At 49.8% G+C, this 26524-nt stretch carries 21 protein-coding genes and 1 pseudogene; 7 read left to right on the top strand and 15 right to left on the bottom strand.

Features of this window, described 5'->3' with window-relative positions:
• Positions 1-154 precede the first annotated feature (154 nt).
• The 6 genes and pseudogenes from MKY74_RS13295 to MKY74_RS13270 all read right to left on the bottom strand — a co-directional run.
• On the bottom strand, positions 155-3631 hold the full coding sequence (locus MKY74_RS13295; protein ID WP_076168980.1) for a DUF5722 domain-containing protein: 3477 nt from the start codon (positions 3629-3631) through the stop codon (positions 155-157).
• Positions 3632-3922: 291 nt separating this feature from the next.
• A complete protein-coding gene (locus MKY74_RS13290) occupies positions 3923-4237 on the bottom strand; it encodes a thioredoxin family protein (protein WP_076168983.1) in 315 nt (104 codons plus the stop codon).
• Between the two features lie 99 nt (positions 4238-4336).
• Positions 4337-5098: an SDR family oxidoreductase gene (locus tag MKY74_RS13285; RefSeq protein WP_076168985.1), complete on the bottom strand. Its 762-nt coding sequence runs from the start codon at positions 5096-5098 to the stop codon at positions 4337-4339.
• Between the two features lie 67 nt (positions 5099-5165).
• The gene (locus MKY74_RS13280; RefSeq protein ID WP_076168988.1) at positions 5166-5582 is read right to left on the bottom strand and encodes a hypothetical protein; all 417 of its coding nucleotides are present in this window, start codon (positions 5580-5582) and stop codon (positions 5166-5168) included.
• 207 nt (positions 5583-5789) lie between these two features.
• Positions 5790-6857, bottom strand: a complete 1068-nt coding sequence (locus tag MKY74_RS13275; RefSeq protein ID WP_076168991.1) for a glycoside hydrolase family 88/105 protein — start codon at positions 6855-6857, stop codon at positions 5790-5792.
• Positions 6858-7012: 155 nt separating this feature from the next.
• Positions 7013-7156: pseudogene (locus MKY74_RS13270) on the bottom strand (beta-galactosidase); the annotation flags it as partial.
• A 123-nt stretch (positions 7157-7279) separates the two neighbouring features.
• On the opposite strand from MKY74_RS13270, the gene MKY74_RS13265 reads away from it, so the two are divergent.
• A complete protein-coding gene (locus tag MKY74_RS13265) occupies positions 7280-8134 on the top strand; it encodes an AraC family transcriptional regulator (RefSeq protein WP_076168994.1) in 855 nt (284 codons plus the stop codon).
• An 82-nt stretch (positions 8135-8216) separates the two neighbouring features.
• Here MKY74_RS13265 and MKY74_RS13260 read toward each other — a convergent pair whose 3' ends face one another.
• A complete protein-coding gene (locus MKY74_RS13260) occupies positions 8217-9773 on the bottom strand; it encodes a glycoside hydrolase family 31 protein (protein ID WP_076168996.1) in 1557 nt (518 codons plus the stop codon).
• Between the two features lie 119 nt (positions 9774-9892).
• Between MKY74_RS13260 and MKY74_RS13255 the strand changes: the two genes are divergently transcribed.
• Positions 9893-10765, top strand: a complete 873-nt coding sequence (locus tag MKY74_RS13255; protein WP_076168999.1) for an AraC family transcriptional regulator — start codon at positions 9893-9895, stop codon at positions 10763-10765.
• Positions 10766-10821: 56 nt separating this feature from the next.
• On the opposite strand, the gene MKY74_RS13250 is transcribed toward MKY74_RS13255, so the two are convergent.
• From MKY74_RS13250 to MKY74_RS13240, 3 genes are read right to left on the bottom strand one after another with little or no spacing between them, the layout of a single operon-like run.
• Positions 10822-11319, bottom strand: coding sequence for an SRPBCC family protein (locus MKY74_RS13250; protein WP_076169002.1), 498 nt, complete (start codon positions 11317-11319; stop codon positions 10822-10824).
• A gap of 19 nt (positions 11320-11338) precedes the next feature.
• Positions 11339-11662: an ArsR/SmtB family transcription factor gene (locus MKY74_RS13245; protein WP_076169004.1), complete on the bottom strand. Its 324-nt coding sequence runs from the start codon at positions 11660-11662 to the stop codon at positions 11339-11341.
• 19 nt (positions 11663-11681) lie between these two features.
• Positions 11682-12017, bottom strand: a complete 336-nt coding sequence (locus MKY74_RS13240) for a DUF1801 domain-containing protein (RefSeq protein WP_076169007.1) — start codon at positions 12015-12017, stop codon at positions 11682-11684.
• A 257-nt stretch (positions 12018-12274) separates the two neighbouring features.
• On the opposite strand from MKY74_RS13240, the gene MKY74_RS13235 reads away from it, so the two are divergent.
• The 4 genes from MKY74_RS13235 to MKY74_RS13220 all read left to right on the top strand — a co-directional run bounded on the left by MKY74_RS13235 (position 12275) and on the right by MKY74_RS13220 (position 17863).
• Positions 12275-13372 carry an AI-2E family transporter gene (locus tag MKY74_RS13235; protein ID WP_076169009.1) on the top strand — a complete coding sequence of 366 codons (1098 nt, stop codon included), beginning with the start codon at positions 12275-12277 and terminating at the stop codon, positions 13370-13372.
• Between the two features lie 287 nt (positions 13373-13659).
• A complete protein-coding gene (locus MKY74_RS13230; protein WP_244169215.1) occupies positions 13660-15801 on the top strand; it encodes an EAL domain-containing protein in 2142 nt (713 codons plus the stop codon).
• A gap of 4 nt (positions 15802-15805) precedes the next feature.
• A complete protein-coding gene (locus MKY74_RS13225; RefSeq protein ID WP_076169014.1) occupies positions 15806-17452 on the top strand; it encodes a thiamine pyrophosphate-binding protein in 1647 nt (548 codons plus the stop codon).
• An 18-nt stretch (positions 17453-17470) separates the two neighbouring features.
• Entirely contained in the window at positions 17471-17863 is a 393-nt protein-coding gene (locus tag MKY74_RS13220; protein WP_076169017.1) for a carboxymuconolactone decarboxylase family protein, read from the top strand.
• Positions 17864-17873: 10 nt separating this feature from the next.
• Here MKY74_RS13220 and MKY74_RS13215 read toward each other — a convergent pair whose 3' ends face one another.
• The 4 genes from MKY74_RS13215 to MKY74_RS13200 all read right to left on the bottom strand — a co-directional run bounded on the left by MKY74_RS13215 (position 17874) and on the right by MKY74_RS13200 (position 22706).
• Positions 17874-18203, bottom strand: coding sequence for a hypothetical protein (locus MKY74_RS13215; RefSeq protein ID WP_244169216.1), 330 nt, complete (start codon positions 18201-18203; stop codon positions 17874-17876).
• A 132-nt stretch (positions 18204-18335) separates the two neighbouring features.
• On the bottom strand, positions 18336-19853 hold the full coding sequence (locus MKY74_RS13210; protein ID WP_076169019.1) for a multicopper oxidase family protein: 1518 nt from the start codon (positions 19851-19853) through the stop codon (positions 18336-18338).
• Positions 19854-19890: 37 nt separating this feature from the next.
• Positions 19891-20427 carry an SRPBCC family protein gene (locus tag MKY74_RS13205; RefSeq protein WP_208629262.1) on the bottom strand — a complete coding sequence of 179 codons (537 nt, stop codon included), beginning with the start codon at positions 20425-20427 and terminating at the stop codon, positions 19891-19893.
• A gap of 845 nt (positions 20428-21272) precedes the next feature.
• On the bottom strand, positions 21273-22706 hold the full coding sequence (locus tag MKY74_RS13200; protein WP_076169024.1) for an MFS transporter: 1434 nt from the start codon (positions 22704-22706) through the stop codon (positions 21273-21275).
• A gap of 1045 nt (positions 22707-23751) precedes the next feature.
• Between MKY74_RS13200 and ilvB the strand changes: the two genes are divergently transcribed.
• Positions 23752-25458, top strand: a complete 1707-nt coding sequence (gene ilvB / locus MKY74_RS13195) for a biosynthetic-type acetolactate synthase large subunit (RefSeq protein WP_244169217.1) — start codon at positions 23752-23754, stop codon at positions 25456-25458.
• A 273-nt stretch (positions 25459-25731) separates the two neighbouring features.
• On the opposite strand, the gene MKY74_RS13190 is transcribed toward ilvB, so the two are convergent.
• Positions 25732-26409, bottom strand: coding sequence for a DUF1796 family putative cysteine peptidase (locus MKY74_RS13190; RefSeq protein ID WP_076169028.1), 678 nt, complete (start codon positions 26407-26409; stop codon positions 25732-25734).
• Positions 26410-26524 lie beyond the last annotated feature (115 nt).

Here is a 26524-nt window from a genome sequence, read left to right as displayed (position 1 = left end):
GTTAGAGTCTTTTACAACTGAATATACATTGTTTGATTTGATCGCCAATAGGACAACTAAAAAAGACTGCGGCACTCCCTACCGAGCACCACAGTCATTTCTATATAAGTTGAGAAGCTTGAATGGATGATAGTCGCAAGTACGTAAAATGTCCCTACGATCGCTCCCACTCCAAAGGAAAAGTGAATTTACGGGAATCATAGTCCAACGTCAATGCCAGATCCTGTTCATTCAACGGAGCATAACGGGTGATCTCCAAGGTGATGTTCTTGCTCATCCCTGTTCCAACGTCGCCAAGATCAATACTTCCCGGGGATGCCTGAATTCCTTGGGGGAACTCCACCCTCACCTTCTTGTTCAGCTTCTGGGATCCGAGATTGGTGACCGTGACGCTGAGCTTCGCCCCAGCCTCAAGCTTGGGCGTCAGCTGCTGTACCGAAATCTTCAGGTTGGACGAATGAGGATCATATTTCACTTTTTCGGCAAAACGGGCCTCATCCACACGGAGTTCTCCTGTCAAAGGAGCTCCTCCCTCGGAGCGCACCCAGATTTTCACCCGGTCAACGGACTTTGCTCCCTTCCATTCCCCAAGCGGAAGCGAGACCAGCTGCCATCCCTTCGCTGCATCCAGCATGGCAGTTCCTTCGATCCGGTCAAATCCGCTGTACACAATAATCTTCGCCTCATATGCCTTTTCCGGATTCACATCGGCCAGCCGAAGCGCGGCTGTGAAGTATGGCGTTTTTCTCGCATCGACCGGCTCCGTGAACTGTTTCTGCACGCCGGCCCAATTTTTCGCGTACGGGCTGTTGAATCTGGCTGCCAGATAGCCCGTTCCGTTGAAGGCATCGCCGGAAGCTTTGCTCACTTCCTGCACCTCATCCGATGCGGCATAGCCGTCGGTGCCGGATTCAAAACCGCTTCCTTCCCTTGGCTTCTGCACGTCACGAATGTAATCAAGGCCGCCGATCGAAGGAATCGTCCGGTCCTGAAGCTGGCCGGGATCAAAATTCGGAATCACTTCCCGCCAATCCGAAATCCCGATGATCGGCTTGGCAAACTCGGTTACTTCCAGCGAGCGGGACGTATCGATATATTTAAAGACATCATAAATATATTTCGGTTGATCCGGCGTCACGACGCTGTCCGGGGTATGGGTCCACAAGCCGAGATTAAGCCCGCCCTCCTGTCCATGGTCAACATGCCGGTGAAGGATGAAAGCGTCAATGCCGTCCAAAAACTTCACTTTATAATAAGCATAGGCATAAGCGGCCGCCTGAAGCTTCTGATGCTCTTCCGAATTGGTCAAGCTGTGGAAGCCTTGCTCCGACAGGATGATTCGCCGCATCTGCCCGTTATGGAGAAGCTCCGGCTGCTTCATATAATCCACAAGAACGCCCAGGTTTTTAAACGTAATGCGCTGGGTGTCAAACGAATCCGTTGCCGTGGCATCATTCCAGAAGCGCGGGTTGAACAAATCTTCCGGGTAAGGATGCGCAGCAATGTTCCAGGCGAAATCGCCTTCTTTACGCGATAATTCCGCCATTTTATCGACAATGACCTTGTTATCGTATTTCCAAAGAGAAGCATCGTCCAGCTTTTCATTCCAGAAATGGTCCAAAGATACATACGTTCTGGCGTTGGCGTACTCGCTTTTGACGATGGTGTCGATCAGCCGGAAGGTCTGGACATACTCCCGGACGTAGGCATCCACCTTTTTGGGCCCCATATTGTTCCAAACTTTGTTCTGGCCGACTTCATTGCCGACGATATAATTCACGGCTCTCCCGTATTGTTCGCTTGGCATCGAATAACGCTGCGCCATGAATCTGGTAGCCGCCTTCACGTATTTTACGCCCATTTCATTACTCGTATTGAGCGCATATACGGTCCCTCCGGGCTCGGAGTCCGGATGGATCAGGAACTCATTAGGTGAATCGGGATCCTTGATATCATACATGATCAAGATCAGGGAGACGATAATGCCGTTGTCGGACAAGCTTTTGATAGAGTTATCCATACGTTCGATCCGGTCTTTGCGGAAATAGAAGGTTTCTCCCTCGAGGTCGTAAGCTATCGTGTTCTCCGGATGGTTATCGGATTTGTACATCAGTTCGTTGTAGCTTACATTCAGTGCGGCATGGCTGATTCCAAGCTCCTGGGCGTCACCTGTCATTTGTACCTGAAGCCCCTTGATGCTTTGCGCCTCCGGATAGGGCTCGGTGTTGCGCGCAGTGGCTTCCGGATTGATGATATACTGTGGAGCGTCCATTGGAGTGTATGTGCCGTCTTCCGCACGATATGCAACGGCGAATTTGGAGTAAAGACGGCTCCGCTGCCCGTCGTTCGCAGCCGTTTCGAACCGGAACGACTCGCTCAGACCGGTCTTGGCAAGAGGCATCTTGGCTGAGAGCACATCCTTCGCATCCTCGTAGGTTGCCAATTCAAACAGCTCCAGCTGGCCTTCGGGATGAGAAGACACAAAGTCGGGCCCAACCGTTCCTTCAACGATGATCCTGCCGTCCTGATCGATTCTCGCTTCCGCTTTGCCTGCATAAGGCTGCTCCATTTCCGGCAGCTGCCTGAAGCGAATCTGGTCCACCTTGATCGTACCGGCCGCTGCTTCCGGAATGATGCGGAATGCGGTGACGACGCCCTGCCATCCGGGATGATCCGAGAAGTTAAAATCCTGCGAGAAGGTGCCGCTGGCCGGAACGGTGAACGATTTCACCTGGTCGTCAGACCACTCTCCCCCTTCGGTCCGCCACTGGATTTTCAGTTCCTGAGCGCCCGTGTCGTTCGTCATGTCGATCGTCATGCCGTTCCTCTGCGCAGTATCGATCTTGATTTCCGGTGATTCGATGTACCCGCCTTCGGCCTCCATGCGGTATACCAGTGCCCCGTCTTGTGCCTGTACCGAGCCGTTCATGGCGGTGAAGCCTTCAGTTTCCCCTTCCTGATTAAACCCGAGATCAATCACGTTCGTCGCACAGATGTAATCGATCTGAAAGCGCCCATCCCAGGAATCGTATCCCGGCTGCCCCGGCTGCACATTTTCCAAATCGAAATTTTGCATAAAGGATATTTCCATCTTGGTGACGGCATGTTTGCCTCCCCAATCCCCCAGACGGATAAAGACCCGTTTCCATTGGTCCGGGCGGATATGGGCGATGCTCTCAAACTCGTCGTCTCCACTGAACAATTTCACCTTCAGCACATAGTCTGCAGAGGCCTGCCAACCCCAGCTGTCTGCCGCAAAAGCCAGGAAACGGTAGGCAGACAAGTCCTTCGGCTGCTCGTATTCCGTATAGATCGTGCGCCATTCATACACTTTGACCGGGTTCGGGACCTGTTCCAGAGCACCGCTTCCTTCATACGGCGAGTTCGGGCCGTTTAGCATACTTGTAACATACTTGACCTCTTTGGTGTTGGTTCCCGCTTTCCATGACGCTACATCTTCAGGTGTGTTGAAATCGTGGAGGACGAGGGCAGGAATCAAATCCTGGCCTGTGAGGACATGATCGGACTGCGGAAGATCCGGAATATACGGACCTGCGTGCACCTTGAATACCGGAACAAGCTGAATGAGCATGACCACGGACAAAATACCTGATAACAGTCGCAGACGCACTTTGTGAACCTCCTTTATCATTATATTCGGTATGTATTTTATATTTTAAGTATTCTTAATACAATCATTATTTTTCAATGTATACTTAAATAATTCTCCAGGCCTAATCGTTTCGATCCTTTTGACAGAATTCGCTTTATTCAAGCAATTCTCTGCGTTTTTTGCGAAAGTTTGCGATGTGCAATCAGTCATTAAAAAAATAAAAAAAGCTCACCACTGAAAAATCACAGTGATAAGCAATCCGTAAACCATTCTTCAATCCGGCTTAACATGTCGTCTTCCATATCATGATCACAACGTATTAAGAAAATCTCTGGCTTGCTGCGGAGTCTTTAAATTGGCACTATGAAGATGAGCCACTTTTTGTCCGTTCCTGAAAACCAGCAGGCTTGGAATACCTCGTACGTCCTGCCCTTCGGCAACATCCACAAGTTCCTCCACGTTAACATCATAGAAATTAAAAGTCGGATATTCACTTATGATCTGTCCGAAGTGCTGGTCCAAGCGTTTGCAGTCCGGGCACCAATCCGCATAAAACTTGACAACCGCTGTTTGATCTCCCTGAATCTCACGTTCAAATTCCGAAGCAGAACTTAATTTTTTCATTTCCCTTCATCTCCCGTTATATATTTCAATGATTTTCTATCCCCGTTCCCTGCTACCAGCTAACTATATGGGAATGAACATTCTAAATATTCCGCAAACTTACCAAGGCAGCGAATCGTTCAAGTGAAAGAAGCCCCCAGTCGGCCCGTCTTCTTGGAGCGAAGCCAACAATACACTCGTCTCGCTGCCGCCTGCTTCATCCAGATCTGCATGTTCCCCGCCAAGCTTCGTACGGACCCACCCCGGATGTACAGAGTTCACTTTGATCGAAGTATCCTTGAGCTCATGTGCCAGATGAATGGTAAAAGCGTTCAGCGCCGCTTTCGAGGCATTATAACCAAAGGTTTTGATAGAATAAATCGGCGAGCCTGGATCTGCCTGCAGGGTTAATGAACCTAAGATGCTCGACACGTTGACGATCCGGCCTGCTTCCGATTTGCGGATCAATGGAAGCAAAGTTTGGGTTAACTCAACTTGAGCAAAAAAGTTCACATCGAACGTATCGCGCAGCTCTTTTAATGGTATAGCACTCGTCTGGTTTTGCCTCGCGGCAGAAATGCTGGACTGCTCGAGGAGGACGCCGGCATTGTTCACCAAAATATCCAGCCTGCCATACGTTTCTTCAAGGTACTGATAGACAGCGGCATGATCTTGTTGATCGGTCACGTCAATTTGAATGCTTACAGCCTTTAGCCCTTCTTGATGTAATTGATACGCTGCTTCATTTCCTTTAGGGATATCACGCGAGCCGAGAATGACCGTTGCCCCCAATCGGGCCAAGCCGCGGGCGGTTTCCAGTCCAATTCCTCGTGTTGCACCTGTGATCAATGCGATTTTTCCTTCTAAATTTGGTTTTGTCATACTTGTCGTCTCCTTTTATTTGAGAATGAACATTCTAAAATGATGAAAATAATGTTGTAAATCCCTGTTAGCTGATCGCGCTCAGCAACGGTGACGGATTTGTCAACCAGCGTACCGCCTCATCCCACTCGGTGAAGCTTTCCTGGCGATAAGGCAGCGTTCCGAGCCCCTCGACCGTTCTGTTCAGACTCAGCTTAGCAACGACGCTGTGTGGCTGCAGCAGAGCCAGGTATTGAAGTCCGCTTTCAAACGCCCGCCGGATGAAAAACTCCCCAATCCATACCTTGTCTTCAGCCTTAATCGCCGAGCCATTGCGGGTATCCATCAGGACTTTGCTGCCGTTCATTTGTTTCAACAGTTCGGCTCCCTTCATCAGGATCGTTTGAAACTCCTGTCCGTATGCAAATCCTTTCCATTCGATGACCACGCTCTGCAACTCATCATTCCAAGTGACCACGCCGTTTTTAGATTGAAAATGTGTCAAGTCGTCCAACTCCTTTATTCTATTTCCTGTTTGTGGTTTTATCCTAACATATTGAGAACGAATGGTAAAGAATTATTTTTACTGATCGTTCTCAAATTTTATTTTCTATAACTTTTTTAATCGAGCTCGATCAAAAAAAAGCAACAAATCATGTTTGATTCGTTGCTTTCCATCACGTTCTGTTACATGAACCTCATTCTATTCATCTCACAAAGCATCCACCGACTTGTGATCCACTCTCGCTTCATTTTTCTTGAGCTCCTCAATCACCGATGTCAGAAACGCGAGCGCCAGTCCTTGCCCCCAGCCCTGGGCCCATTTCCTGTCGATGCCGAGGTATCCAGAGATGTCATTCATGACAGCAGTGCCGCCCGATACGTTCAGCACGCGGCCGTTGCCGGCAATGTTCGCCAGCAGGCCGTCGAGCGCCTTCTGCACATATTTTGCGTGCAAAGGATTGCCTTGGGTTACCATGGCCGCTCCGATGCCCGCCGTGGCCGATACCTCGCCGTAAGCTTCCGGGTAATCCAGAACCGTTCCCCACAGGCCGTCTTCCTTCTGGAGCTTCTTAATCGCGGCTAGCTGATCGCGCAATGAGCTCCAAATATGCATCATTGGGGGATACAGATACCCTTCCGGCAGAATACGTGCCGCGCGGGCCATCGTATAGGCAGCCCAAGCGTTCGCACGCGCCCAGTAAATGCCTGACATATGATCCTGTTTAATATGGTTGTAGCCGTGATACCACAGGGCGTCGTTGTCGTCCTGCAAGTAGTTGATATGCCAGAAAAATTGATGCAGGGCGTCGTTAATGAGGTGTTTTTTATCGAACAGAATGCCTGCACGCAGCATGAAGTATGCCGACATGAACAGCGTATCCGCCCAACATTGCTCCGGAAAATCGTTCCCCGACGATACCGTATGCTGAAGCACCCGATCGCCGAAACGCAGCGCATCATTCTCCAGGTAATCGAGTTTGCTGTGAATAATCTCCGCGTACTTCTCATCTTTTGTCTGCTCGTATAGCGTGAGCAGCATGTGACCCATGGCGCACGTATTCACCGTCCAGTCCGGCAGGCCGGCTTCGATATATTCATCCACCCATTCCTTCATCCGTTCAAGGTAGGCCTGCTCACCCGTTACTTCAAATGCTCTGCTGACGCCATAGTAAGCGACGCCTCCCGGCCAATCCCACGTCAGGTCCATGTCGAACGTGTAAGACGCCACTCGTCCGGCGATTTGCTCCAAGTCGCTTCGGTTTGCGTTTATTTTCATCTCGGTTCATCCCCTATTCTCGTAATAGAGCCACGCGGTAACCAGGAACCCTTGAGGTGTAACTCTGCCAACCTGATGAGCTAGCTTCCATGAGACGTTATGCTACCGATCGAGCTTGACAATCCATACATCATGTCCCATCAGTTCCGCCCTTCCGCCCAGGCAAACACATTGAGCGTCACGACGTCTATACCAGCCAACTTGAACATACGTAAATCTTCGTCCCAGACCGGCTTCTCCCATTGATCCGGGTTGTAATCTCCGCCATACCAAATTTTCGCCTTTTTCGTATTGATCAACTTGTCACACCTCAATGTATATGATAAAACTGCAATGGATAACCCTATCTTAATGGCTTATGATATCTGTAAAAAATATAAAATTCGGGATTTTATATATAAGAATATGGAGGTTTTTATAAGATGCGCCGAGTCGTTCCCGCATTCCCTTCGGAACTGCTGCCCCTGCAGCTGGAGACCATTGGGATCAAACCCGACCAGGAGACCATAGCAAGGCCCTCGGGCTATCCCTATTTCCATTGGCTTCAGACATTACATGGAGAGGGAGAACTATCAATTAACGGGTACACGTGGAAAATGACGGAACGATCGGGCGTTCTTCTCGCCCCGGGGACGCCTCATCGATATGAGCCCAAAGGCGGCGGCTGGCAGACCGGTTATATCACTTTTCATGGAAGTATCGCCGCCAGTTTCGTCCGTTCCCTCGGCTGGAGTGCCGCCGAATGGTTTCAATGGGAAGCCGGCCATGATCCGATAACCGACCAGCTAAAAAGCATGCTGGCGTTCGCCGAGTCGGGCGGCGATCCGTCGGGATGGCGGTATTCCGCGGATTTATACCGATTTCTTACGCTGCTTCGTACGGACGCCCGCACGGACAAGCGGCCGTCCATCTCGAAGCGGCTGGACCGGGTTCAAGGCCTGCTGAACTGGCTGGAACACGAATTCGCCAACCCGGAAATCGGCTTGACGGAGATGGCTGCGCAGCTCGGCATCGGTGAACGGCAGCTGAATGAAAGATTTCGCGATCTGTTCGGGATGACGGCTTATGCCTATCTCATTCAGCTAAGGCTCCGCAAGGCGAAGGAATGGCTGCCTTACCGGCCCGATTGGACCGTGCGCCGCATCGGAGAAGCGGTCGGGTTTCGCGACGCGAGTCACTTCGTGGCTACGTTTCGGCAGAAGGAAGGGATGACGCCGGAGACCTACCGAAAGCTGTACGGCCCGGGGTCTGATCCGGAACGTCGACTGGACAACTAGCCGTAGGCGGATCAAAGGTAGATACAAACCAAAAGAGCTCAGCGTTCAGCTGAGCTCTTAACCCTTCCCTCTACTGCAGATTCTAGCTGGAAACCCGCTGCTCCCGGCGGTACCACGGAAGCCTGGACAGAGGAGCATCAACTTCAATTTCACACGGGCCAGTTACACGCGACCCGTCATCCCCATACCAAGTCCCTGAAGGGAATGCGATAGTTCTGGTCGTCGCCCCTTTCAGGAGAACCGGGGCGACCAGCATATCATCACCAAGCATAAATTGATCGGTGATTTGCTCGAAGCCCCCTTCCGGGAAAACGTATGCCATATGACGCATGATCGGCTCACCCGTTTCGGCGGCATGACGGGCTAACGCAGCGATTTCGTCTCCCATCCGGCAGTGCAGCGCTGCAGCTTCGATACATAAGTTCAAATGCGCTTCATCCAGCACCCGCCATGGTGCTGTAGAAAATTGCATCATGGGAAACAAAGCGGAGCACTGAGCGTACCGGACAAAAAGCTCCGCATCCACCTTGAAATCCGGGCGAATTAAGTCCTCGTATTGGCCGCCCCCGACCATATCGGGGCAGTTGAAGGCATATCCGATCAGTCCTTGAGCAAGTCCATTCGGAATCAGACTGGCTAATCCATCGTTGCCCCAGCTGTGGTTCTTATCGCTCAACCGCTGAACCAGCGGCTGGCCGGCCAGCTTCCAGCATGCCCGGTATTCGTTAAAGGCATAGCGGAGTCCGAGACGCGCCCAAGCTTCGGTCTGCTCATTCGGCGTCACCCGCCGATAGCTGATGTCCTCCGGCTTGTAATACTGAGGATCTCCCGCGTCCAGCTTAAAGCCATCGATCCCGTACGTTTCAACCAACCGGTCCAGCTCACCCGCAAACCAGCTTACCGCCTCCGGATTTGTGCCGTCGAGAACGGCGCTGAACCCGTTCCACCATTCGCGAACAACCGGTTTCCCATCCGGATTTTTCAGCAAATATCCCCGCCTCTTCAAGTCGCGGTATACCTCGCCGTCCGGACTGAAGAACGGACATACCCACAGGAGCACGCGGAACCCAAGCTCGTGTAGCCGGTTCACCATCCCCTGGGGATCGGGAAACCGTCCCGCATGAAACTTGAGCGTACCGTAGTCTTCATGCCAATTGTCGTCAATCATGAGGATGCCTGGCGGCAGCCCATGGGACAATATGTTTTCAGCGTAAGCGATCACCTTGTCCTGCGTTGGATGGTAGCTCATCTCCATCCACGTATTGTATTGGGGCACGGTAAAAAACTGCAAATCCGGAGCACGGCCGGCAGGAGGAAAATACTTCTGTGAAGCAAGGCGGTACGCATCACGCAGGGTGCTACCGCCTTCTTCGACCTTTATGTTTTCTTCCTTTCCTTCAATAACAAGTACTCGGCCGTCAAAAGAAAACCGGTACGGTTCCTCCGACCAAACCAGTCTCCCCTTATTGGAGAGAAGCAGCGGCGCTGCTTGGTTATAGGCTGCATCGCCATATAGATCGCGTGAATAGGGCTCGCTGCCAAACGGCATGAAGGTTCCATCTTGGACAGCTCCACCCCACCAATATTCATCTTCCCTCAAATCTATCCTCAGCGTTGCGTTATACTTCTTGTCCTCCATAGGTTCACCCACTTTGTTCTTGATACCTCGATCTTATGCGTGATCAATGACGAAGACAATCTAAAAGTATTGCGCTATACTATAACAAAATTGACTTCATGAATCGTGGAGGTCACGACATGGTATCCCCTTCATCCTATGCTTTTCGAAGCGACGATCATTCAATATTGACATTAGATTCGGTCGGTTGGCAGATCATCCAGAGCGCGGAGTACAGCTTTGCAGGCGAGGATCGTCCGGATTGCGGGCACGTCATTTTTCAATATACGCTTAGCGGCCAAGGCATCCTGGAGTATGAGCAGCAGCGCTTCACACTGGACCAGGGAACAGGATTTCTGGTCAAAGTTCCAAGCAGACACCGGTACTATTATACGGACAACGGAACGCCCTGGGAGATTCTATGGCTTAACTTGAGAGGGGAGGAAGCAAACCGGATTTGGGATCTTGTTATTGGGCAAGAAGGGCCCGTCATTCACAGAGATGCTGACTCTCCCTTAATTCTAGATCTGTGGAAGCTTCTAAGCATGATAGCTGAGGAGAACGTTATTGATAAATATCAGCTGTCCAGTACTGTCTATGAGTGGATGCTTACTCTAGTCAAGACGAGCAGAGAAATAAACAAAGACATCAACGAGAACTCCATCTCCATCATTCTGAAGGCTAAACGTTTCATGAAGGAGCATTATGCTTCCCCAATAACGCTGGACATGCTCTCCGAACACTGCGGAGTTAACAAGCACTACTTATGCAGGTTATTCCAGAAGTCGGAGCAGTCCCCACCCCTTTCTTATTTGCGAGACCGGAGGGTTGAAGCCGCAGTCACCTTACTTCGAACCACAGATCTGCCGATCCAGGATGTTGGCAAACAATGCGGCTTTGAGAGCCCCAGCTACTTCGGCAAGGTGTTTCGTGAATATATGTCCATGACACCCAAGGAATATCGAATGAAGAAGTTCGAGTTTCCTTATGATGCAATCTATTACCATGAATAGCAAAAGCCGCGGAGCAAATGCTCTCCGAGGCTTTCAGATTCCCCTTGGTATGGGCTTTATTGTTGGCCAGCCAGGTAGTTTGCGAGTTGCTCGAAGGTACCTTCGAACCCTTGTGCAACCATTGGCGACATCGAGTCGAATGCTTCCTGCTCCTCCTTAGAGGCATTGAGCGGTCCACCTTGCAGCGTCAGCACCGTCTTCCCCTCATTTTCCTCAAGCGTCAGAATATTCAGAATTTCCAGCGGCCAGTTCGGATTGAACGGAGCGCGAACGGTGTTACCTTCTTCATCGGAAAAGGACTGAACCCATACCAGCTTCTCCGGCGCCTGCACTTCCTGGTAAACGAATTTGCCCCACATCGCCTGCTGTCCATCCGGCGACTTCTGGCAGCCGAGAAACATTCCGCCTGGCCGAACGTCCATCTTAGCCACTTCAAGCGAAAACCCCTTTGGTCCCCACCAGTTGCCAAAGTGCGCCGGATTCGTCCAGACCTCAAATACCAGCTCCCGGGGGGCGTCAAACTCACGTTTCAATAAAAGTCCTTGACTATTCATTAGATCTCCTCCTTGGAATTTAGGGATAATCTGATTTTTTTAATTGATTAAGATAATCGGATAAACGGTCAAAACGGTCTTCCCACATACTGCGAAACGTATGGAGCCATGCATCCATTTCCATGAATGGCTCGGGGCAAAGCCGGTAGATTCGCCGGTTGGCGTCCGCCCGCACTTCGACAAGGTCGGCTTCACTCAAAACTTTTAGATGTTTGGACGCTTGGGGTTGCCTAAGGTGCAGCCGATCCGCAATTTCCCCGACCGTAAGCGGACCTTCGCGCAACAGTTCAATGATCTGCAATCGGTTGGGTTCCGCGAGCGCGTTCAAAGTTGTCGTTTTCATTGTCCCCCCCGATTTCCTGTTACAACGTGCTGGAAGCTTGCTTCAGCAGACCTGACAGCAGAGCCAGATCCGGCGTGTCGCCTTCCCGCAATTTGATCCATTTCCGTTCAGCAGGCCCGTCGAATCCCTTTGGAAAGTCGATGCTGTCTGCGTTCATGATCATGAACGCAATGGCGTCCTTTGCTGGCGAGATCACCGCTGCATAATGGCCGTTTTTCAAAAAATGCGGTTTCTTGTACTGAATGTGTTCTTCAACTTCCGAAATCGTCTCATGAACCATATTCCGCAGGGTTGAACTTATCTCTCCCTGCCATTTCGGCAAATTTTCGATGTAGTCTGTAACTTCCTGATTCATCCCGTTTTTCCCTCCCATTTGAATAGTTCTAAGCTTATGGGAAAAATATACCACCTTAGGAATATTCCCGTCAAGGAATATTTAAATTATTTTGTTTATTATCAAAAACATTAAAGCGTTATACCTAGACAGATGTTCATTACATTATGAAACGTCATTCTTGAGCCAGCGTAAAAGTAAGTATCTTTAATTCTATTGTAGAGATAAGACCGAACGCAGGATGCCCAAGTTGCATCAAGCCGGGGAGTTTATACAAAATGGAGGGAAATCATTTGTTCACCACAAACAAAGCATTGCGCTTTGGCATGCTTATCGTATTGCTGTTTTTGATTATTTTCTTAGGATCCAAAGTGAGTTTTGTATTTCGTCCGATCATTGCCTTAATCGAGGTGGTCGCCATTCCGCTGCTTCTCTCCGTATTTTTTTACTATTTGCTCAGGCCGCTGGTAAAGTTAATGGAAAAATATAAAGTTAACCGGACCTTGGCCATTTTGATTATTTACGTCATTTTCGCGCTTGCCATCGTTTGGTTCATTACTAGCAAATGGCCTGTGCTCTACGGGCAGTTGATAAGCTTTCTAGATAATATCCCAAGTCTCTTGAGTTCCGTAGGGGAACAGATCAATGAGCTTGAGAAGAACGGATTCCTCGCTTCCTTATTTCCGGCCAATGAAAGCAATGGACTCTCATCCATCACCAATTACTTAAACAAAGGCTTTTCTTTCATGTCGAATTATTTAGGCGGTTTGTTTTCGTTTGTGTCTAATTTTACGATTATCCTGTTCACCTTCCCTATCCTCCTGTTTTTCATGCTAAAAGAAGGAGAGAAGTTCGGAAATATACTTGTGCGCGCAACGCCAAATCGTTATCAAAACGATTCCCGTGAGATTGTCACAGGAATCGACCATATGTTAAGCGGATTTATCGTTGGAAGAGTGATCGTCAATCTTTCGCTGGGTGTCTTAATGTATATCGGCTTCCTGATTATTGGCTTACCCTATGCTTTCTTGCTTACGGTCATATCCGTCATTGCAAACTTTATTCCGTTTGTCGGTGCCATCCTGTCTGCGATTCCGATTGTCATTGTAGGGCTGACGCAATCGCCGGCGACGGCTATATGGTCGCTTGTCATCATACTGGTCGCTCAGCAAGTTCAAGATAACTTGATCGCTCCCTATGTATTCGGTAAAAAGCTGGATATTCACCCCCTTACAACCGTAATCCTTGTCCTGGCTGCCGGCAATATCGGGGGAATCATCGCGATGATTGTTATCATTCCTGTTTATATGATGCTGAAAATCATTGCGGTTCGCGTGTTCTCTCTATTTTTCAAAGAGAAATGGATGAAACTGTAACATCAACCCAGTGATCTCAGCGGGCTTCTTTTTTGTTTGCTTCTCATCACCCAGAATCTAACAGAAAATAAATTGAAAAAAACTTTGAGCGCCGTCATAATGAAAAAAGAACCGGTAAATTTCAGCTACATATCATTCAAGTAAATTTATTGCATTTTTCTTGGTAAAGTAGGGGGATTGATTTGACGAAGTTATCCTTGATCTCGGAGTCTAAAAAGAGATGTGAAAAGCTAGGTATTGATCCACAGGGGATTCCCTCCTTTACTAACTTTTTCTCAGAAGGCGATTTGAATCTAAAACGGGCAGAATACGAGGAAATACTGTCCGTCATTGATTTCTTTGTTCATAAGTTGTTGGAGCTCATGAAAGGGCTCCCGCTGCTCATCCTGATTACCGATGAGAACGGCTGCATACTGGAAATGGCCGGGGATGAAGCGATCAAGACTGTGATTCAGCAATCGGGCATTAAAGTTGGCCTCGTGTTCAATGAACACGAAGCGGGAACCAACAGCATTAATTTGGTTTTGGATCATCGTGAGCCGATTCAACTTGTCGGGGACGAGCATTATTATGAATTTTTATGGTCCTCGGCCTGTTATACCGTACCCTTTCAATATAATGATATCTCCAATTTGCTCGGAACCATTACGATCATGACGACGATCGACCAGCACAACCCCTTTTTACTGGCAATGCTATGCACGGTTGTCGATTCGATCGAAAGAGAACTGCTATTGAAGAAGCAAAACAGACGATTGCACATACTGAATCAGGTGGTCATCGAAACGACAAGAAACGGCATTATTATTACGGATCGGGATGGAAGCATTACGGAGTTCAACAAGTTTGCTGAAATTTTAACCGGTGCCAAAAAGCAGGATGTCATCAATAAACCTATTCCGAATGCCAAAACAAACGACTTCATTAAAGAGGTCCTTCAAACGGGGAAAGAGTATGAAGATATGGAATTCATGCTGCGTCCTAAGATGGGACAAGACGAGCGGGTCTGCCTGTTTGACGCCTTCCCTATTCGCGATGAGAATATGCAGATCATGGGCGCATTCGCACAGTTTCGGGACATCACGGAGCGTTATCATACGCAAAAGCAAATCAATTATTTAGCCTACCATGACGATTTAACAGGCTTGCCGAATCGAAGGTTTTTCACCGGCCATATTGGTGAATTGCTGAGACAAGGGGTGAACGAAAACCGCATCTTTGCCGTCATGTTCCTCGATCTGGACAGTTTCAAGAAGATTAACGATACGCTGGGCCATAACAACGGCGACGTGCTGTTGAAGATGGTGGCCGAGCGTCTGAAAGCTTGCTGTCATGCTTCGGACCAACTGGTATCCAGAATGGGCGGGGATGAATTCACGATCCTCTTGGAAGAGATTAAGGATCAGACGGAAGCGATTCAGGTTGCGGAAGAGATTATTAGAGCGTTCGAGAAACCATTTGCAGTGGACGGCTATGAATTATATATCACAGCCAGTATCGGTATTGCCTTCTATCCTCAAGATGGCAGGGATGTCGAGATGCTGATGAAGAACGCCGACATTGCCCTCTACCAGATGAAAGACGATGGAAAGAACAACTATAACATTTTCAAATCTATCCCGAGCGGCGGCGGTATTGAACGGCTTACGCTGGAGAATTCGATCCGTAAAGCGCTGCAGCTAGAGGAATTCGTGTTATATTACCAGCCCCAGATCGATTCAAAGACAGGGGAAATCATCGGTACCGAGGCGCTTGTTCGCTGGAATCACCCGACTCTTGGCTTGATCCCCCCGGCTAAGTTCATCCCGATCGCCGAAGAAACAGGACTTATTGTCCCCCTCGGAAAATGGGTGCTCAAAACCGCCTGCCTTCAGCATCAAAAGTGGAAGGAAAAAGGGTTTACCCCGATGCGCGTGTCTGTGAATCTCTCTTCTCGCCAATTTTCAAAGCATGATTTGGTTGAGACCATCAAAGAGATTTTACTCGAAACCCACATCGATCCCTCCTATCTGGAGCTCGAAATCACAGAGTCGATGACGATGAATGTTGAAGTTGCCATCGAGATACTCGGAAAGCTGAAGGAACTAGGTATACTGATCTGCATCGACGACTTTGGGACAGGCTACAGCAATCTCTCCTATCTGAAACAGTTCGCGATTGACCGGCTGAAGATTGATCAATCCTTTGTCAGGGATATCATGACGGATTCGAATGACGCAGACATTGTAGCTACGGTAATCGCGATGGCCCATAAGCTTGGAATCGATGTGATCGCAGAAGGCGTAGAAACGAAGGATCAGTTGAATTTCCTGCGCAGTCAGAACTGCCATGAAGTACAAGGCTTTTATTATTACCCACCTATACCAGCAGAACAAATCGAACAGTTGTTGATGCAAACGACGACCATAAAAACCAATTTGCAGGGGTGATAAGATGAAACAAAGAGTGTATACAATATTAGTCGAGCATTTTAAAAAATGGGGAATTACCCACGTGTTCGGCATTCCCGGAAAGTCCATTTCTCCGCTGATGCTGGAACTCGAAAACTATGATATTCAATATGTGCTGGGTCGTCACGAAGCCGGCTGTGGGTTTGAAGCATCCGGTTATGCCCTGGCAGCAAAAACGATGGGGATCGCGATTGGCACTTCCGGGCCGGGAGGAACAAACCTGATTACAGCCGCAGCGCAGGCCAAAGAATTCCAGCTACCTGTATTGTTCATTACCGGACAACCTTCGATGCAAGAGACTGGACGCGCTTTAAGCCAGGATTCAAGCCAGTTCGGGGCAGATTTGGTTAAAATGTTCGAACCTGTCACCTTGTTCAGTGCTCGCATCGAACGGGGGGACACGCTCTATCTCTACCTTAAACATGCCTTGGAAAAAGCCTACACCGGCGAAAAGGGACCCGTTCATCTGTGCATCCCATTTGATGTGCTGATGGAGGAAGTGGAGACCTTCTACCTGCCATTGCCGGATCATATTTCACCCGTTGTATCTCCTGACATTGATAAGGCCATCACGTTGCTGGACGAGGCCAAGAAACCTGTCCTCTTCGTGGGCAAAGGGGCCGTCATGTCGGATACCTATGACCAATTGCAGACGATTGCAGAACATTGGGGAATTCCTGTAATGACCACCCCTGGCGGGAAAGGAGCCTTTCCTACCAATCATCCCTTATACTTGGGCGGGTATGGCCTCGGCGGTTCCAAGTATGCAACCGATTATTTGAAATCCGGCGTTGACCTGATGATCGTCGTCGGCAGCAAATTGTGCGACATGTCTTTGTCCGGATTTACGGCCGATATGGAGCCGGACAAGGTCTTGCAATTTGAGTATGACCTTACGTTTGCAGGCAAAACCATTCAGGCGCCGACGCAATTGATCCTTGGCGATATCCGCTCCAACTTGACTCAGCTCATTTTGCGGAGCGGGGCAACGTCCAAAGAGCATGAGATGCTGACAACCCGGGCACAAGCGGCAGCTGCGTCCTCCCAGTTGGAATCCACCACGTTGTCGGCGGGAGCGGCGTTCAGGAGCTTGCGGGCCGTGCTTCCAAAAGATGCGGTACTCTTCGGAGACGCAGGAAGTCACTCCTTTCATGCCGTACAGCATTTCGAAATCATCGAGCCCGGGACGTTCTTTTTCGATGAGGTGTTCATCGCGATGGGGGCGGCGATCGGCTATTCGATCGGAGCGAAAATAGCTATGCAAGATCGCCCTGTCGTCTGCGTGACCGGCGACGGCTGCATCATGATGCACGGCACCGAAATATCGACAGCAGTGAACCACGGGATCCCGGTTATCTTCTTTGTACTGAATAACGGTCGCTTAGATATGGTGGAAAAGGGAATGTCCTATAACACGGGACGCTCCGTTGGTGCTGTCTATGAGCGGCCGCTGGATATTAGCTTGTTTGCCCAATCCATGGGCGCAATGGCATTTCGCTGTGAGAATGAAACCGACATTAAGCAGGCGGTTCAGACAGCTTTGCAGTCGAATACAGTAGCGGTCATCGAGGTCATGGTGGACCCTCAAGAAATCCCGCCAATCCTCACAAGACTGCTTAGCTTAGATTAAAACTTACGGAGGACGTATATGGAATCGAATCGGTATGATAAAGGAATAGAAGTGTTACAACGGATGGTCAGTGAAGAAACGCTGAACGCGACGGTTAAAAAAATGGAGAAATTCAGTCCTGACATGGCCAAGCTGATTGTCGAGTTCCCTTATGGCTCGCTGTATTCCCGTCCAGGTCTGGATTTAAAGCAGCGGAGCCTGCTTACCATAGGGGCTATGATTGCTTCAGGAGCGGCCGCTCAACTCGATTTCCATATTCAAGGGGCTCTGAATGCCGGGCTTACGCCCAATGAGATTGTAGAGGCGGTCATGCACTGTGTATCTTATGCGGGCTTTCCCAAGACGCTGGATGCGATGTTTGTCGTTATGAAGGTGTTTGATGAACAGGGAATTACATACGAAGAAGCATGACACTTAGCTGTCATGCTTTTTTTCTGCGCGCTTGATCGAACGAGGGAAAGAACGGCCCGTTATCCAATGAGAACGTGACCGGACTGAGGATCACTGTGTTTTGTTTCACGTTCGGAAGGACGAACGGTACCCGGATGGTAATGTCGCTTTGAGTCGTTACCGCGGGTTCCTCTACGGTTTCCCCAAGTTTAAGCCTCTCTAGGCTTTGACATAGTCGGGCTCCTCCTGCAGTGACCATTTTGTCGGTATGGGAAAATAAAAACTCGTTGAGGATTGACATGGGCGTATGAAGCGACGATGCAAACGACAGCCTTATGTCGGCATATCCGATAAATCTCATCCATAACGGCCTCCAGATCATCGACGTATTGCAGACTGTGGGAAGCCATTACAAAATCAACGGAGTTATCGGAGGGCAGACAAGATATGTTCGATCAACTCGGCTCCTTTGCGGATTAACGGAATGCTTTCGTTATAGGTCGGGAAGATTGCCTGATTTGGTTCCTACCCGGTATGACGTCGTAATGCCTTCGTAATTCAACATCATGCTCATACCCATCGAGGCGTGCTTGAGGTTGTGGCAATGTATCATCCAGAGCCCGGGATTGTCAGCTTCCAGGTACAGCTCATAGGTCTCGCCCTTCTTCGTCAGAAGTGTATCGAGATACACCGGGCTGCCTTGCAAGGCTTCGCCGTTCTTTCTCAAGACTCGGAACACGTGCCCATGAAGGTGGAAAGGATGATCGCCTCCGCCTTCGCTAGAGACAGTAATGATAACATGGTCGCCCTCTTTCACAGTCATCGGAGGAATATCATGAAAGGATTTTCCGTTAATTGACTTGGTAAAAAGGGTTTGGCCGAGCTTAAGCTCAAAATGCCGATCGGGCTTGGCTTGTAAGACGGGGTCGTCAGGCAATGGGGTACCGTAATCGAGAAACGAGAACAGCTGCCCGTCTTCATTATGCTGCGGCTGGTTTCCGCTGCCTATCGTAATCGGTAACCCCTTAGCCGAGGGGCTGCTGACGACGACTTTACCCGCCCCCGGAACTTGGATAAGCAGATCATAACGCTGGCCCGCCCCTATCGGCACTATCGTCCTTTCCAGCAGGCCGGGCTCATGCAAATCGTGGCCATCCATTGCCAGAACCCGGAAGGGAGCCCCGTCGACGCCAAATTCCATCGTTTCATTGCCTGAATTGATCAGCCTTAGTCTGACCTGTTCGCCTGGCTTGGCAGGGATCGTCCATCCTCTCTCGCTTCCGTTCACCAGCATGGAAGAACCTAGCTGTTGATAAAGAGCCGTTGCCTCTGATGTTGAAGTACCGGATTCAGAACCGTTTTTCGGCTCGATAATGAGCGCACCTAGAAGTCCTTTGCTTACCTGTATCGAGCTCATCTGATGAGAGTGATACCAATACGTGCCCGGAGTCGTCGCGATGAACGTGTATGTGAACTGTTCCCCAGGCGGAACGGCGTCCTGCGTTACTCCCGCAATCCCGTCCTGCGAGCACGGAACCGTAATTCCATGCCAATGAATCGTAACACCGTCCTCAATATCTTTGTTATGCAGAGTAACAACAATCTGGTCGCCCTCCGTGACGCGAAGTTCCGGTCCCGGAGATATGCCGTTGAAGGTCCAAGCATCGACGGTCTTACCGTTGTCCAACTTTAATGTCGTCCGGGCGGCCGTCAGATCGAACTTGCGAATCGGAGCCGATGACTCCGGTGTCGTGATTGAGGAACAAGACACCGCGCCTTCCTCGGAGGAGGGATTTCCCATGCCCCCCATATGCTCCTTGCCATCCATATCGGTCATGTTTATCATACTAGACATGCCAGCTGTCATCTGATGGTAAGCCATGTTGATCTCTTCCGGCTTCTGAAGCCGCATTTGCCAAAAATATGTGACGATCACCGCTCCGGCCAAAACCACCAAAGTCAAAGGAAGGCCAAAGTAAATCAGACGTTTAACGATTTTTCTTTTATTCAAGATTATTTTCACCCCATCATATGATTGATTAAATCAATTACTCCTTCGCAGATGTCCGCTGCAAGCTCTCGGCCGTTGATTTGAGGGCGGCGAGCCAAGCATTCAGCGAAGCCGTGAGTGCAGCACGCATGCCATCGGGGTCAGCTGCTACGGGCGGACCGTCCCAGGACTCTGTGGTATGCACTAGGACTCCTTTAGGTGTGGGGGTGATGCTCCATACATGAACGCCGTCGATACCATGTGCTGGACCTCCCCATACAATACGTTTCATGGGGTCAATTTCAAGGATGGTAGAGACAATTTCTAACCCATGGGTCTCCCACCAAAACGTACTTCCTTTCGCGATTGGACCGGATAATTGTACTTGCGTGATATCCTTCTGCCAATTCGGCCACTGTTCGACACCAGTCTGTATCCGCCATACGATCTCCTGCGAAGCTTCAATCTCGATGGACAGGTCGACGATAACCTGTGCATTTCGGTCAATATCGGCCATTCCTTCCCGTGTAAACCATTCTTTCGTGTTCTCCACTCCCGTCATGTTGGCTACCCCATTTACCATCGGCTTTTTCATTTTATTGACCTCATTTCATTGGATTTGAATTGATTGATTACTCAATTACATTTCATGTCACGCTTAATAAGAATTATTCAATAGCCACTATTGTGCTTTGCCATCAAGCTTTTTATCGTAGAGGCTATACCCTCTTTATAAGATGTTGGCGATACGCCGCTATACTCGGTGCCATATGTTCCAATATCCTCGCCGAGCCACTCATAACGATCCAACATATTCTTTGCCGTTGGCTCATACCACTGAAGTAGGCGCTGCTGCCACCCTCCGATCGGCTCAAACCGCGGCGCAGCTTGAACGACTGAACCCGCTAGGTCAAGAAGTTCCGCTAGCGAAATTAGGCCACTGCCGCGAAGGCGCCAATCGCTTCTGAACGCGGTCCCCATCGAAACCAGCTCGAGAACATAACGGGTAGCGTCGTCCACATATAGATAGTCTCTTCTAACGGATGGATCGATGAGCTGCTTAACGGGTTTCGCTTGAACGATTTTGCGAAGTGCGTAATGAATGTTTGTGTTGGAAGCGCCCTCTCCGTACAACTCCGGACTAAAGATTCGCATGGAAGTTGCGCCAGGAAACGTTCAAGTTAACCTGCTCCCTCCTATCGACGGGGAGATAAAAACCCCTTCGAGGGTAACCATCTTGGCTCCACTCACCACCGCGATGCTTCGAACGGCTTCTAGCATCCGCCGCACCTTCTCAGGGTTGTCATCGTAGGTTAAGTAAATCCCGCAGAAAATCACGTCAACGCCTTCTGCTGCTGCCAGCAGATCAGTCCGATTCCCGGCATCTCCTCTGACCGTTCGAAGAAGCGATGAGCATTCATTTTGTGATTGATTAGTCACTTACTTTGAAAGTCGGGGATGCCTTACAACCGCGAGGACCACAAATGCTCCGATAACCGCGAACGCGGCAGCTCCAAGGAACACCCAGGAAAATCCTCCGGTCAATGCTTGTGCTTCGGATACGCCGCGGTCCAACAAGCGATCGCTTCGGGCCGATGCCGCCGTTGTCAGCACTGCAAGTCCAATGGCTCCGCCGATCTGTTGGCTCGTATTGACCAAACCGCTGGCAAGCCCCGCTTCTTCGTCCGTTACACCGTGAACCGCAAGCTCTGTTCCTGAGACAAAGGCGCCCCCCAGACCGATTCCGATCAAAATGGACGGTCCTAACAAATTGGCAGCGAACGTAGCATCACTAGGCGATAGAGATAACCAGATTAGCCCTGAGGCAAGAAGGATCAGCGATGTCGCCAGCGTCCTGCTTTGACCGATGGCCTTAACCACCGCGGGAACAACTCCGGCAATGGCGACCAGCGCGCCGGCTAGCGGGAGCTGGGTGAGCCCTGCTTTTAACGCATCGTAATGTAGCACTTGCTGCATGTAAACCGAGAGTGCGAAGAACAGTCCCGTTGTCGCCCCTCCGATGAGGAACATCGCCAGATTGCCACCCGTAACCGATTTGTTACGGAAGATACCCAGCGGCATAAGCGGATTCGCAGTACGCTTCTCGAGGAAGATGAACGATGCGAGCAGCGCAACCGCCAAACCTGCCAGAATCAGCGTCTGTGGAGACGTCCAGCCGACCCGCTCTGTTCCGGAAAGCGCGGCCACAAGCGCTACAATGCCACCCGTTACCGCAACCGAGCCTGTCATATCCAGAGTTATGCGTTCGCCTAGCGAATCTTTGGCGATGAGGAAGGGAACCGCCGCCAGGACCAATGCCGCTACGGGAACATTTACATAGAACACTGCCGACCAGCCAAGCGAAGCCGTCAGCACGCCTCCCAGCAAGACGCCCGCCGCGCTGCCGATACCTGCAACTGCACCCCAAATGCCGAGCGCCTTGGCCCTATCCTGAGGATCTGCGAACAGCTTGGTGACAAGAGCCAGCGCGGCCGGGGCGAGCAGAGCGGCAGATGCGCCCTGAATCGCTCTGGCCGTGAGCAGCCAGGCTCCTGAGGCTGCCAGTCCGGCTGCGGCCGAAGCAAGCGCAAATCCCGCAACGCCGGTCATGAACAATCTTCGATGTCCGAATCGATCCGACAATCTTCCACCGAGAAGCAGCAAGCCCCCAAAGGGCAATACATAAGCCGTAATGACCCAACTCAGTGTATTTGTGCCTAAGTGAAGTTCTGAGCCGAGAGAGGGAAGCGCGATATTGACGATGGATGCATCGAGAACGACCAGGAATTGAGCTAAAGCCAGCGCGATTAGCGCCCACCACCGAAGTGGCATATGCCGAGAATTTGCTATTGCCGGTTGAACCATTGAACTCATACAATTTCCTCCTGTTATTGATTAATCAATTACATTTCATCAAAAAAATATTCGGCTTGCCAAGCCGCTTCAAAGTATTCGTTACAGCCCCTTTAACCCACTGTCGCCCAAGTCAGTGCCAATAGGTGGAGCATTCTTCGCCACCTCGCTTTTGTGAGTGATTGATCAATTACTAATTTGGTGATTTCACTATATCAAATCGTGATTCGTTGGTCAATAACAATTTTGGAACAAATTTCAGCGCCTCATTTACTCGAACCCACCTACGATATGTAAACCGGGAATGCATGCAGCTTTCCGGTTTTACTAATTTTAAAACCAGTATGATAAGAACCAGTTGAAAAAATCATGGCGTCTGTGATAATATCCTCATAATATCATTTGAAAAGCGATGAAGAGGAAAAAGTACCAAGGGCTCTTATGTCCAGAGAGCGAAGGGAATGCTGAAACCTTTGCCTTAACCCCTTGTATGATAGTCACCTCGGAGCTGTTGATCGAAAACCGGATCTGATTGTTGATTTGGCGAGTAGTTCCAAACGGATGGGCACACGTTATCGTGCTGAAGTAAGGGATTCCTTACTTCATGAGGCTGGAATCGTGAGATTTCAGGCAAACCAGGGTGGTACCGCGAAAATAACCCCTTTTCGTCCCTATCGTTCGGCAGATCGCTGCCGAGCTTGGGAGGAGAGGGGTTTTTATGTATATAACAAACAAGCGATGAAGAGAAAAAAGTGTCAAGGGCTCTTATGTCCAGAGAGCGAAGGAAATGCTGAAACCTTTGCCTTAACCCCTAGCATGATGTCATCTCCGAGCTGTTGATCGAAAACCGGATCAAGCGCTTGATTCAGTGAGTAGTCTCAACCGGATGGGCACACGTTACCGTGTCGGAAGTAAGGAAACACTTTACTTCGTGAGGTCCAAAATCGTGAGATTTTAGGCAAACCAGGGTGGTACCGCGAAAATCAACCCCTTTCGCCCCTTTAGTACGGCAGTATGCTGCCGGCTTTTGGGATGAGAGGGGATTTTTTTAATGGAGGGATATCACATGGAAACGAAGAGAGACGAAGCTGAACTCATCACAGGATCCGAATGCCTTTTGCGCTGTTTATTGCTCGAGGGGGTTGAACATGTTTTTGGTTATCCCGGAGGCAACGCGTTGTACATTTATGACGCTATGGTCGACAATCCGGAGTTCAAACACATTCTGGCCCGGCACGAGCAGGGAGCGATACACGCAGCAGACGGTTATGCCCGGTCGACAGGGAAAGTCGGCGTCTGCATCGCCACATCTGGTCCGGGAGCGACAAATTTGATTACCGGGATTGCGACGGCTTATATGGATTCCACACCTCTCGTCATCATTACGGGCAACGTGTCGACTACGGTTATGGGCACGGATGCTTTTCAGGAAGCGGATATCGTCAGCATGACCCTGTCCATAACGAAACACAGTTACTCCGTTCGTCATGTGCAAGACCTGCCGCGCATCGTGCACGAAGCCTTCCATATTGCGAATACGGGCAGGAAAGGCCCTGTACTGATCGACATTCCTAAGGATGTATCCAATCACAAGCTGTACTACCAGCCAGCGGATCCGATTCATCTTCGAGGGTACGATTCCGATCCGAAATTGGATACAGACCCGATCGATACCTTGATTCAAGCGATTACCGAATCCGAAAGACCGGTCATGATCGCCGGAGGAGGAGTGGTTTATTCAGGTGCATCCAATGAGCTGCTGGAGTTCGTGAATAAAACCAACATTCCGGTGGCGACCTCATTGCTTGGTTTGGGAGGTTTTCCAAGTGCGCACGACCTGTGGCTGGGCATGGCGGGCCATCATGGCGCATATGCAGCGAATATGGCCATCCAGCATGCCGATCTGATTATTTCGATGGGTTCGCGGTTTGATGACCGGGTGACCATGAGGGTGGATGGTTTCGCCCCCCATGCCAAACGGATTGCCCATATCGATATTGATCCGGCTGAAATTGGCAAAAACATCAAGGCGGATATTGCGTGCATCGGTGATATCAAAGCTGTACTGGACTATGCGAATACGAAAGCTGCCGCCTCCCCATCCGCTCGTTGGATCCAAGAAATTCAGGAATACAAACGGAACTTTCCTTTTCGGTACAAAGATTCGGATACGGAGCTTAAGCCCCAATTTGTCATTGAAATGATCCATGAAACCACACAAGGCGAGGCGATCATAACCACGGACGTTGGCCAGCACCAGATGTGGGCAGCTCAATTTTACAAGTTTAACCATCCCCGCTCGCTGATCACCTCAGGAGGTCTTGGAACGATGGGGTTCGGGTTACCGGCCGCCATTGGCGCACAGATCGGGAATCCAAATCGTCTTGTGGTTTCCGTAAACGGTGACGGTGGCATGCAAATGTGCGCGCAGGAGATGGCTATTTGTTCCATTCATCGGATTCCTGTCAAAATTGTCGTGATTAACAACCAAGTGTTGGGGATGGTTAAGCAGCAGCAGGAACTCAGTTATGCCAAGCGTTACAGCCAGATCGACCTTGCCGGCAGCCCCGATTTCGTAAAGCTGGCTGAAGCCTACGGCATCAAAGGGTTGAGAGCGAGTAATAAAGCAGAGGCTATCCGTGTTTGGCAAGAGGCTCTAAATACACCTGGTCCCGTACTTGTGGAGTTTGTCGTACCGAAAGAAGAGAATGTATATCCTATGGTCCTTGCAGGAACGGCGTTACATGAAATGATTCTGGGGGATATCGAATGATTTGTACGTTCCAACCCCGTGAGTAGGCTACTGCGTCGGACCGGTAGTCTGCAGCCGGCCGTTGGAAGGCAACACTGCATTTTACCGGATATCCGCCGCGATTTCGCATTTCATGTCCAGTCATCCCTAAATCTCGTCATATTCTATATAGTGAATATGACGAGTACCCATTTCACATATCCAAGCGGCTGATTACAGAAAAAGAACCTTGGTATCAAAGTCCAAAGAGTTTGGATCAAGGAGCGTGTGCAACTTTATTCCCCGCTACCAATACTACCAACGCCCCGTTAAAGACAGACCGTTCATGGTACAGTCCCAAGCGGATTCATGATAGAGCTCATCGAGGGGAACCTGCAGCGTAGCGATGCCGTCTTGTCCCCAATCAATCTCTTGAATCGACTGCAACCCGGATACGGTCTGCATGAATAGTATTCTGCAGTTGCCCGGAGTCAACGAGGATACGACAGCATGAAGCTTGACGGCTTCCGCTTCCCCGATTTCTCCCCACCTGATGAACAGAACAGAACGACTGTGATCGAGCACATGTAAAAACCTTTGAATTCGACGAATAAGTCTCTCACTGTATGCGCCGTAGGTGGCCGTCCAATCCTGGTAGGGGATAACGGGGAAATCATGGACGGAAATAACATTATAGCGTGTATCTAGAATAAAATGAGCGTTATGATATGTCCCGTCTCCTTTCGGTACTGCGATTCCGTCTTCTAAATAGTCAGAAGTGCCTTCTATCTTCCGGAGCTGCCCGAGATCCATAAAACCTTCGAACCGATTCTCTAACAACCGGGTCACGTCCGTGACCGATTTCGAGATCATCCAGTCTAACGGCAAGGAGAAACGCCGCAGCTGACGTCGCCACAAAAAGATGGATGGCCCGCACCAGCTTCCCAAGCCGATTATAATGTCATAAGCACCTTTCACATTCTCTATCTTCATACTTGTCACCACTTTCAAGATGCTAGATTTGATATATTCTATGCACTCTAATGACAAGCCGTATAGACGTATGGAAGCGTAGATACATCAAGGCGTGTTTTCATATTTAATGAGA

Origin of the sequence: Paenibacillus sp. FSL R5-0378 (assembly GCF_038009285.1) — a bacterium.
Lineage (GTDB): Bacteria > Bacillota > Bacilli > Paenibacillales > Paenibacillaceae > Paenibacillus_AQ > Paenibacillus_AQ favisporus.
Note: the sequence above shows the minus strand (reverse complement) of the source record. Positions and strands in the feature narration are given on the sequence as shown.